At 69.4% G+C, this 8,545-nt stretch carries 7 protein-coding genes and 1 pseudogene; 4 read left to right on the top strand and 4 right to left on the bottom strand.

Features of this window, described 5'->3' with window-relative positions; genetic code table 11:
• The 3 genes and pseudogenes from CQZ88_RS31015 to CQZ88_RS13855 all read right to left on the bottom strand — a co-directional run.
• Positions 1 to 261 (bottom strand): ATP-binding cassette domain-containing protein (locus CQZ88_RS31015; protein ID WP_258008592.1); only part of this gene is annotated, 261 nt, incomplete at its 3' end.
• Positions 262 to 338: 77 nt separating this feature from the next.
• Positions 339 to 1,295: pseudogene (locus CQZ88_RS13860) on the bottom strand (glycoside hydrolase family 68 protein); the annotation flags it as partial.
• A gap of 16 nt (positions 1,296 to 1,311) precedes the next feature.
• Complete coding sequence (locus tag CQZ88_RS13855; RefSeq protein WP_231772819.1) at positions 1,312 to 2,394, bottom strand: LacI family DNA-binding transcriptional regulator; 1,083 nt, start codon at positions 2,392 to 2,394, stop codon at positions 1,312 to 1,314.
• A 102-nt stretch (positions 2,395 to 2,496) separates the two neighbouring features.
• Between CQZ88_RS13855 and CQZ88_RS13850 the strand changes: the two genes are divergently transcribed.
• From CQZ88_RS13850 to CQZ88_RS13835, 4 genes are read left to right on the top strand one after another with little or no spacing between them, the layout of a single operon-like run.
• Positions 2,497 to 3,846, top strand: coding sequence for an ABC transporter substrate-binding protein (locus CQZ88_RS13850; RefSeq protein ID WP_050035267.1), 1,350 nt, complete (start codon positions 2,497 to 2,499; stop codon positions 3,844 to 3,846).
• Positions 3,843 to 4,790, top strand: a complete 948-nt coding sequence (locus tag CQZ88_RS13845) for a carbohydrate ABC transporter permease (RefSeq protein ID WP_050035269.1) — start codon at positions 3,843 to 3,845, stop codon at positions 4,788 to 4,790. Before CQZ88_RS13850 ends, CQZ88_RS13845 begins: the two co-directional genes overlap by 4 nt.
• A 2-nt stretch (positions 4,791 to 4,792) precedes the next feature.
• Complete coding sequence (locus tag CQZ88_RS13840; RefSeq protein ID WP_029543784.1) at positions 4,793 to 5,617, top strand: carbohydrate ABC transporter permease; 825 nt, start codon at positions 4,793 to 4,795, stop codon at positions 5,615 to 5,617.
• A gap of 50 nt (positions 5,618 to 5,667) precedes the next feature.
• Positions 5,668 to 7,317, top strand: coding sequence for a glycoside hydrolase family 13 protein (locus CQZ88_RS13835; protein WP_050035271.1), 1,650 nt, complete (start codon positions 5,668 to 5,670; stop codon positions 7,315 to 7,317).
• 164 nt (positions 7,318 to 7,481) lie between these two features.
• Here CQZ88_RS13835 and CQZ88_RS13830 read toward each other — a convergent pair.
• Positions 7,482 to 8,545 (bottom strand): metallopeptidase TldD-related protein (locus CQZ88_RS13830; RefSeq protein ID WP_258008591.1); only part of this gene is annotated, 1,064 nt, incomplete at its 5' end.

The following is an 8,545-nucleotide window of genomic DNA, read 5'->3' as shown; positions in this document are numbered from 1 at the left end:
GGCGTAGTTCTGGAACACCATCGCGATGTCGCGTTCCTTGGGTTCGGCGTGCGTGACGTCGCGGCCGCCGATGGTGATGCGACCGCCGTCGACGTCCTCGAGGCCGGCGAGCATGCGCAGCGACGTCGACTTACCGCAGCCGGACGGGCAGACCAGGACGAGGAATTCGCCGTCCTCGATGTGCAGGTCGAGTTGGTCCACCGCGGGGCAGTCCGAACCGGGGAACAGTCGGGTCGCGTGGTCGTACGTGATGGTTGCCATGAGAAAAGAGAGTCCCTCCACCGGCAGGAACGTGCCGGACGATCCGAGTGAGGTGAGTGGTGTGGGTATCGGTGCTGTCAGGGCGTCGTGGTCGAACTGTCGGTACCGGTGAACGGCACGTAACTCGAGGAGGAGATGGTGCCGAATTGCGGTCCGTCGCCGTTGTCGAAGCCCCACGTCGTCCAGTTGCCGTCCCGTGTCCGCCGCATCTGCACCGCGTACAGGTCGGCGGTGTCGATGTTCGCCGCCTCGGTGATCTTCCACGGCCCGAGCGGGGACTGTCCTTCGGCGATCCAGGTCCCCGCTTGGTGCCCGGCGTGAACGCTGGTGTTCTTGGGCGCGCAGGAGAACACCAGGACCGGTTTCCCGTTGACGGTGTGTGCCTGCAGGACTTCCATCTCGCCGAATCCGGCGGGCGTCGAGAGTGGGGGGTGGATGTGCCAGTGGCTCAGGTCCTTGCTGGTGGCGTGGCCGACGACGGCGCGGCCCTCGGGATCGCCGGAGTTGGCGCGGGCGGTGATCAGCATGTGCCACCGACCGGCGTGTTCGAAGACGTAGGGGTCGCGCCAGGCTTCGTCCGGCCAGGTGCCCTCGCCGAGGCGTTCGTACCAGCGGCCGTCGGCCTCGAGGACGAGGTCGGGGTCCTTGGTCCAGGTGACCAGGTCCGAGGAGGTTGCGCGGCCGATGCGTTGTACGAGGCCGTTCTCGGCCCGGCTCACGCCGGTGTAGAACATGCTCCAGCGTCCGCCGGTGTCGCGGACGACGGAGCCGGTCCAGGTCGCGAGGTCGTCGAACGCCGGGGCGTCGGAGGCCGCCACTGCGTCGGCGGTCAGGGTCCATTGCTCGCCGTCCCGCGAGGTCGCGTGTCCGATGGCCGCACGGTAGTGGCGGCGTTCGCGGTCCTGCAGGGCGCGCGAGGCGCGGAGGAAGAACAGGTGGTAGTCGGTGCCGTCGTCGGTCATCCAACTGTCCCAGACCCAGTGGTCGGGAAGGGCGAGGCGCATCAGGTCTCCTGGGGTGTTCGGCAATCGGGGCGCGACCGTCGTGCTCTCAGCACGGAGAGTCGTCTGCGGTCGCCGCTGTCGGCCGCCTTCGGTCCGGCGCCGGTCCGGTGCTGGCGCGGACGGTGAGTGTCACCGGGGCCGTGACGGCGGTGGGTACGCCGCCGTCCGCGGTGGGGCTGGGATTCAGCGTTTCGAGGACCAGGCGGGCGGCGATCTCGCCCTGCTCGCGGACGGATTGGTGCACCGTGGTCAGGTCGGTGAGTGCGGCGAGGGGGTGATCGTCGATCCCGACCACGGAGACGTCGTCGGGTATCCGCAGGCCCCGGCGGCGCAGGGTTCTGATCGCGCCGAGGGCGAGTTCGTCGCTGTGCGCGAACACAGCCGTCGGGGCGCGCTCCGGGGCCGCGTCGAGAATGTCGGCCATCGCCGATGCGGCGTTGAGGCCGCCCCAGTCGACGTCGCGGATGAGAGCGTGATCGACCGCGATCCCGGCCTCGGTCAGGGCGTCGACGTACGCCGCCGAGCGGCCCGGGCGGGCCGGCCAGCCCGGCTGGTCCGGGTCGTGGGCGGCGATCATGGCGATGCGCCGGTGGCCCAGTTCCAGGAGGTGGTCGACGGCCAGGCGGCCGGCACGATAGTCGTCGATGCAGACGTAGGGGTAGTCGGCGTTCTGCCCGCCGGCGGCGATGATGCTGACGCCCATCAGGGCGAGCCGTTCTTGCTCGTGCTGGTCGACCGGGAATGCGACCACCACGACGGCGTCGACCTTCCGGCGGGCGGGCAGCCGGGTGAAGAAGTCGTGGCGGTCGTCGGGGCCGCCGACCTGGTACAGCAACAGGTCGAAGTGGGCCGCGGAGAGCACCGTTTCGATGCCGCTCACCATCTCGCCGAAGAACCAGCGCTCGATGTGGGGGACGGCCAGCGCCACCCGTCGTGTCGGGCCGCCGGCGAGGCGGACCGCATCCGGGGAGACGACGTAGTCGAGACGGCGGGCGGTGGCGAGGACCTTCGCCTTCGTCGCCGCGGACACACCGTACGAGTCGTTGAGGGCGCGTGAAGCCGTCGTCAGTGAGACCCCGGCCTCCCGGGCGACGTCGCTGAGGCTCAACGCTGCAGGTCGATTGGACACAAGCCCGATGGTAGACCGATCGACCTTGATTTCGGAAGCGCTTCCGACATACGCTTCGGAAGCGCTTCCGAAATGTGATGCGCATCTCAACGCGGAGGAGTTATGGACTCACACCACTCGACCCCGGCCCGGCGGGCACGCAGATTCGCCGCCCTCGCAGGCGCCGCGGTCCTGCAGACGGTGGTGGCGTGCGCGCCGCCGGGCAGCGGTAACACCGCGACCGTCCCGACCGACCCGGTGCCGGTGAACATCGATCTCGGCACCGACCCGATCGAGTTGACCCTGTACGACGGTGCGGGGTTGAAGAAGATCGACGAGGCCCTGATCGCGGCGTTCACCGAGCGCCATCCGAACGTGACCATCACCCCGCGCTACGACCCGGACGAGGTGCAGGCCGTCAACGCCCCCCGGGTGCTCGCGTCGGAGAATCCGCCGGACATCGCGCGGATCATCGCGCTGCCCGCCGCGGTAGCCAACCACCAGCTCACGGCCCTCGATCCGTGGGCCGACGCCTACGGCTGGAACACGCTTCCGCCGGGGCAGAGTGCCATGTACCGGGTCGATGCGAACGGAATCCGCGGCACCGGCCCGCAGTACACGATGGCCAGCGGGTTCACGGTGACCGGGCTCTACTACAACAAGGAGCTTGCGAACCGGATCGGGATGGTCGAGCCGCCCACCACCGTCGCGGAATTCGAGCAGGCCCTGGCGTCGGCGAAAACTGCCGGACTGATCCCGATCATGGCCGGCAACAAGAGCGCGCAGGTCACCTTCCTGGTCCAGATGATGCTGAACACCGCCCTCGGCCCGGACGCGGTCAACGGCTGGGTCTTCAACGCGCCCGGCGCCACCCTCGACACCCCCGCCGCGGTCGACGCGGCCGCGGTGGTGGCCGGCTGGGCAGCGAAGGGCTACTTCCCCGCGGACACCAACGGCACCGACGCCACCGCCGCCGCCGGACGGTTCGCTGCGGGCGAGGCCCTGTTCTATGTCTCCGGGAACTGGGATGCCGCGACCCTACAGGCCAAGATGGGCGAGAACGTCGGCTTCACCCTTCCACCCGCGCCCGCCGGGTCACCCGTGCTCGCCATGTCCGACCCGGTGTCGAACTTCGCAATACCCTCGGGGTCGGACGACAAGAACGCCGCCGCAGCCTTCCTGGACTTCCTCCGCTCCGACGCGGGCCGGCAGGTCGTGGTCGACGCCGGCTTCGCCCCGTCCGGTACCGGCCCGGTCCCGGCCACCGCCCCCGGATCGCTGGGCGCCCAGATCCAGGCGGCCTTCGACATACTGGTCGCCGCCGACGGCCAGGTCCAATTCGTCCAGAACGCCACCAACGGCATGTCCGGCACCTGGCTACCGCAGGTCCAGATGCTCGTCGCCGGCCGAACCACGCCCGGCGAGATGATGGCCGCCGTCCAATCCGCATACGAGCAGGACCTCCTGAGATGACCTCCACCGCACACGCCCCCCAGACATCCCCCACCCGGGCGTTCCCGCATCGCGTCGCAACCCGGCCGGGGCGGGGCCACCGCGCCAAACGGGCCCTGACCGGATGGCTGTTCGTCCTGCCCGCCGCGGCGGTGTACACCGTCTTCGTCCTCCGGCCGCTGCTGAGCACCCTCTGGTACTCCCTCTACAACTGGGACGGCATCTCCGTCGGCAGCTGGGTGGGGCTCGGCAACTACCGCCGCGTGCTCACCGACCCGCAGCTGCTGTCCTCGATCGGGCACGCGTTCTTCCTCATCCTGTTCTTCACCGTCCTCCCGGTGATCGGCGGCCTTCTCGTCGCTGCCCTGCTCCAGGAGATCCGCATACGCGGCCTCGGTACCCTCACCCGCACCCTGCTGTTCCTACCGCAGATCATTCCCGGCGCGGCCGCGGCGGTCGCGTGGGTGTGGATGTTCTCGACCAACGGCACCGTGAACCAACTGCTCTCGGCCGTCGGCCTGGGCGGGCTCACCCGCTCCTGGCTCGGCGACTTCGACTGGGCCCTGCCCGCCGTCGGCGTCATCGGCACCTGGCTCGGCCTCGGATTCTGCACCATCCTGCTGATGGCCGGCATCGGGAAGATCGACATCTCGATCTACGAGGCCGCCCGGCTCGACGGCGCCAGCTTCCTCAGCACCTTCCGATACGTCACCGTTCCAGCCCTGCGGGCAGAGATCGGGGTCTGCGTCACCGTCACCATCATCGCCGCCCTCGCCAGCTTCGACATCGTGTTCATGTCCACCCAGGGCGGACCCGGCTACGCGACCACCGTGCCCGGCGTCCTGATCTATCAACTCGGCTTCACCGAATCCCGGGTCGGTCTCGCCAGCGCCCTCGCTGTCGTCCTCACCGGCCTGATCCTGATGGTCATCCTGCCGATCCAGCGCTTCTTCAGAGAGAAATGATCATGAAAACCTCCGCTCGCCAACGGATTCCCGGACTCGTCCTGCTGCTCGGCACCATGATCTTCTCGATCCTGCCGTTGCTCAGCATGCTGTCGGCGGCACTGCAACCGCAGGGCACCGTCCCGCTCGGGCTGTCGTGGCCGTCGAACCCGCACTGGCACAACTTCCTCGACGCCTGGCGCGTCGCGGAGGTGACACCGCTGATGGTCTCGAGCATCATCCTCGTCGCCGGCGTCGTCCCCGTCGCAGCGCTGTTCGCTGCGATGGCCGGTTACGGGCTCGGGCAGCTGCACGTGCCCGGAGGCACCGTCGTCTTCCTGCTCCTGCTGCTGGGGTTGACTCTCCCGAAGGAGGCGACGATCGTGCCGCTCTACTACCAGCTGCGCGAGATGAACCTGCTCAACACCCGCCTCGGACTCATCCTGGTTCTCATCGGCACGTTCACGCCCTTCGCCGTCTTCTGGATGCGAGCCCATTTCCTGTCCATGCCGAAAGAGCTCACCGAGGCTGCGGCCCTGGACGGGGCGGGCCCCTGGCAGGCCTTCCGTCACATCCAGATCCCGCTCGCGGTCCCGGCGCTGGCCTCGCTGTGTCTGCTGCTGTTCCTGTGGACCTGGAACACCTTCCTGCAGGCCATCGTCCTCATCGACGACCCCGGTAAGCGGACCATGGCGGGCGCACTGCAGAACTTCGTCGGCCAATACTCGACCGACGTCGTCCTTCTCAACGCCGGATCCCTGCTGATCATGGCCCCGACCATCGTGGTGTTCCTGCTGTTCCAGCGCCACTTCGTCAAGGCGATGATCGCCGGCGCCGTCAAGGGCTGACCGTGCCCGCCCACACCACTACCACGCCCACACCACCCGCAGGGGAAACCATGCCCACATCACGACAGTGGTGGCACGACGCTGTCATCTACCAGGTGTATCTGCGCAGCTTCGCCGACGGCACCGGCGACGGCATCGGCGACCTCGCAGGGCTCGCCGAGCGCCTGCCGTACCTCGTCGACCTCGGCGTCGACGCAATCTGGATCACCCCCTGGTATCCGTCACCGATGGCGGACGGCGGCTACGACGTCGCCGACTTCCGCGACATCGACCCCCTCTTCGGCACTCTCGACGACGCGGACACCCTGCTGGCCGCCGCCCACGCTGCCGGACTCCGCATCATCATCGACCTGCCCGCCAACCACACGTCCGACACCCACCCCTGGTTTCGGGAGGCGTTGCGCAGCGCCCCCGGTTCGCGGGAGCGCGCCAGGTACTTCTTCCGCGCCGGCCGCGGCGACACGGGCGAACTCCCGCCGAACGACTGGATCAGCGCATTCGGCGGACCGGCCTGGACCCGCACCACCCGAGAGGACGGACAAGCCGGCCAGTGGTATCTGCACTTGTTCGCACCCGAACAACCCGACCTCGACTGGACCAACCCCGAGGTCCGCACCGAATTTGCTGACGTTCTGCGCTTCTGGTTCGACCGCGGCGTCGACGGCATACGCATCGACGCCGTGTCGGCGATGGCCAAGGTTCCCGGACTGCCGGATGCCGGCCACGCACCGGGAGCCCGGTTCGAATCCAGCACGTGGGTCGACAATCCGCACTGGGATGTCGACGAACTTCACGACATCCTGCGCGAGTTTCGCACCATCGCCGACGAATACGGCCCCGACCGCATGTTCGTCGCCGAGGCGATCGTCCGCAGCCCCGAACGTCTGGCCCGCTACGTGCGTCCCGGCGAGTTGCACACCGCCTTCAACTTCGACTTCCCCAGAGCCGGCTGGGACCCGGCAGCACTGCGCGAGGCCATCGACCGCAGCCGCGAGGCGCTCCGCGAGGTCGGTGCGCCGACCACCTGGGTGCTCTCGAGCCACGACGAGACTCGCCACCTCACCCGATTCGGGCGCGCCGAAACCAGCACACTGCCGATGACCCTGACCGCCGCCACCGACTCCGATCTCACCCTCGGCACCCGCCGCGCCCGCGCGGCGGCCCTGCTCATGCTCGCCCTGCCCGGCGGTGCCTACCTCTACCAGGGCGAAGAACTCGGCCTCGAGGAAGTCGCCGACCTCCCTGCGGAACTGCTGCAGGACCCGACCTGGGAACGGTCCGGGCACACCATCCGCGGCCGCGACGGATGCCGGGTCCCGCTGCCCTGGAGCGGTGACCACCCACCCTTCGGGTTCGCCGCCGACCACGTCCAGCCGTGGCTACCCCAACCCGACAACTGGAAGTCGAAGACCGTCGCCGCCGAATCCGACGACCCCGATTCGATGCTCACCCTCTACCGCACCGCACTACGACTCCGACGCACACTGCCCGCCCTGCGCGATGACTCTTTCGGCTGGCAGCCGTCGGCCACCGATGCCCTCGTCTTCGACCGCGGACCGACGTTTCGGTGCGTCGTGAACCTGTCCCGTCAACCGGTTGCGATCGACCCGGACGCAACCGTCCTGCTCGCCTCCGCCGCCCTGACCGATGCCCGTTCTCTGCCACCGGACACCGCAGTCTGGCTGCGCACCAACCGATAGGGCCGTGACACAGCCACTCCATCGAAGAACTTGTCGGATCCGGCGGTGACCACATCGAACGAGCCTTCTCGCCCAAATCCGCCCGATTTTCGGGGGACACTACGTCGAGCCCGTAGGTCGGCAGCCCGGCCCGGTTCCACCGCGCCCTGCCCTGAGCGCCGGGCTCAGCGAGCGCGGCTGACCGACGACATGTGGAAGTCGGGGACCCGCAGCGGCGGCATCGCGGTGCGGGTGAACCAGTCCTTCCATTCCCGCGGCAGGGTCCGCTCCGTGCGGCCCGCCTCGGTGGTGCGCCGCAGCAGATCCAGCGGGCTCTCGTTGAACCGGAAGTTGTTCACCTCCGCCGTCACCGCACCGTCCTCGACCAGGTACACGCCGTCGCGGGTCAGACCGGTCAGCAGCAACGTCGCCGGGTCGACCTCCCGGATGTACCACAGCGTCGTCAGCAACAGTCCCCGCTCGGTGCGGGCCACCATCTCGTCCACGTCGGCCGCGCCGCCGCCGGTCAGCACCAGGTTCTCCCCGGGCGCCGCCACCGGCGCCCCGAACTCGGCGGCCGCGGCCCGCGGGTACGCCAGCGCGTGCACCGCGCCCCCGCGCACCCAGTCGACCCGCCCGGCGTCCATCCCGTTGTCGAACACCGACACCGAGTTCGACGAGGCGGTGGCCGCGACGAACGGCGCGTACTCCAGGCCGGGGGCGGCCGGATCGGAGAACAGGGTCAACGGCAGCGCGGTGAGCCGTTCGCCGACGCGGGTGCCGCCGGGCCGCGACAGCGCGGTGTGCCCCTCCTCGGCGCCGCGGCCCTCCATCGACCACATCAGGTAGATCATCAGGTCCGCCACCGCCGACGGCGGCAGCAGCGTCTCGTAGCGCCCGGCCGGGAGGTCGACCGTGCGGCGCGCCCAGTCCAGCCGCCGCGACAGCTCCGCGAGCAGGGACGGTGTGTCGACGTCGGTGAAGTCGCGGGTGCCGGCCCCGGCCCACGCGCTGGCCCCGTTCAGCCCGCCCCGCTTGCCGTTGATCTCCACCGATCCTTCCGGCTCGGTGAACCGGCGCCGCACCCCGTTGGAGGTGCCCAGCCAGGTCGTCGACACCCGGTGGTGGGCGAAGCCGTAGAGCTGATCGGCGCCGTCGAATCCCGCGGCGAGATCGTCGACGAGCCGCCCGAACACCGAGATGTCCGTCCCGGCCGCGGCGTCGGCCCAGTCGCCGGGCACGCCGTCGC

The organism is Rhodococcus sp. ENV425, assembly GCF_002887785.1.
GTDB lineage: Bacteria > Actinomycetota > Actinomycetes > Mycobacteriales > Mycobacteriaceae > Rhodococcus > Rhodococcus aetherivorans.
This window is presented reverse-complemented; position numbering and strand designations above follow the sequence as displayed.

What these genes read in the sequence shown, in the direction of transcription:
- CQZ88_RS13835 (WP_050035271.1), top strand. Translation starts at nt 5,668, where the DNA reads ATGCCCACATCACGACAGTGGTGGCACGACGCTGTCATCTACCAGGTG.
- CQZ88_RS13850 (WP_050035267.1), top strand. Translation starts at nt 2,497, where the DNA reads ATGGACTCACACCACTCGACCCCGGCCCGGCGGGCACGCAGATTCGCC.
- CQZ88_RS13840 (WP_029543784.1), top strand. Translation starts at nt 4,793, where the DNA reads ATGAAAACCTCCGCTCGCCAACGGATTCCCGGACTCGTCCTGCTGCTC.
- CQZ88_RS13845 (WP_050035269.1), top strand. Translation starts at nt 3,843, where the DNA reads ATGACCTCCACCGCACACGCCCCCCAGACATCCCCCACCCGGGCGTTC.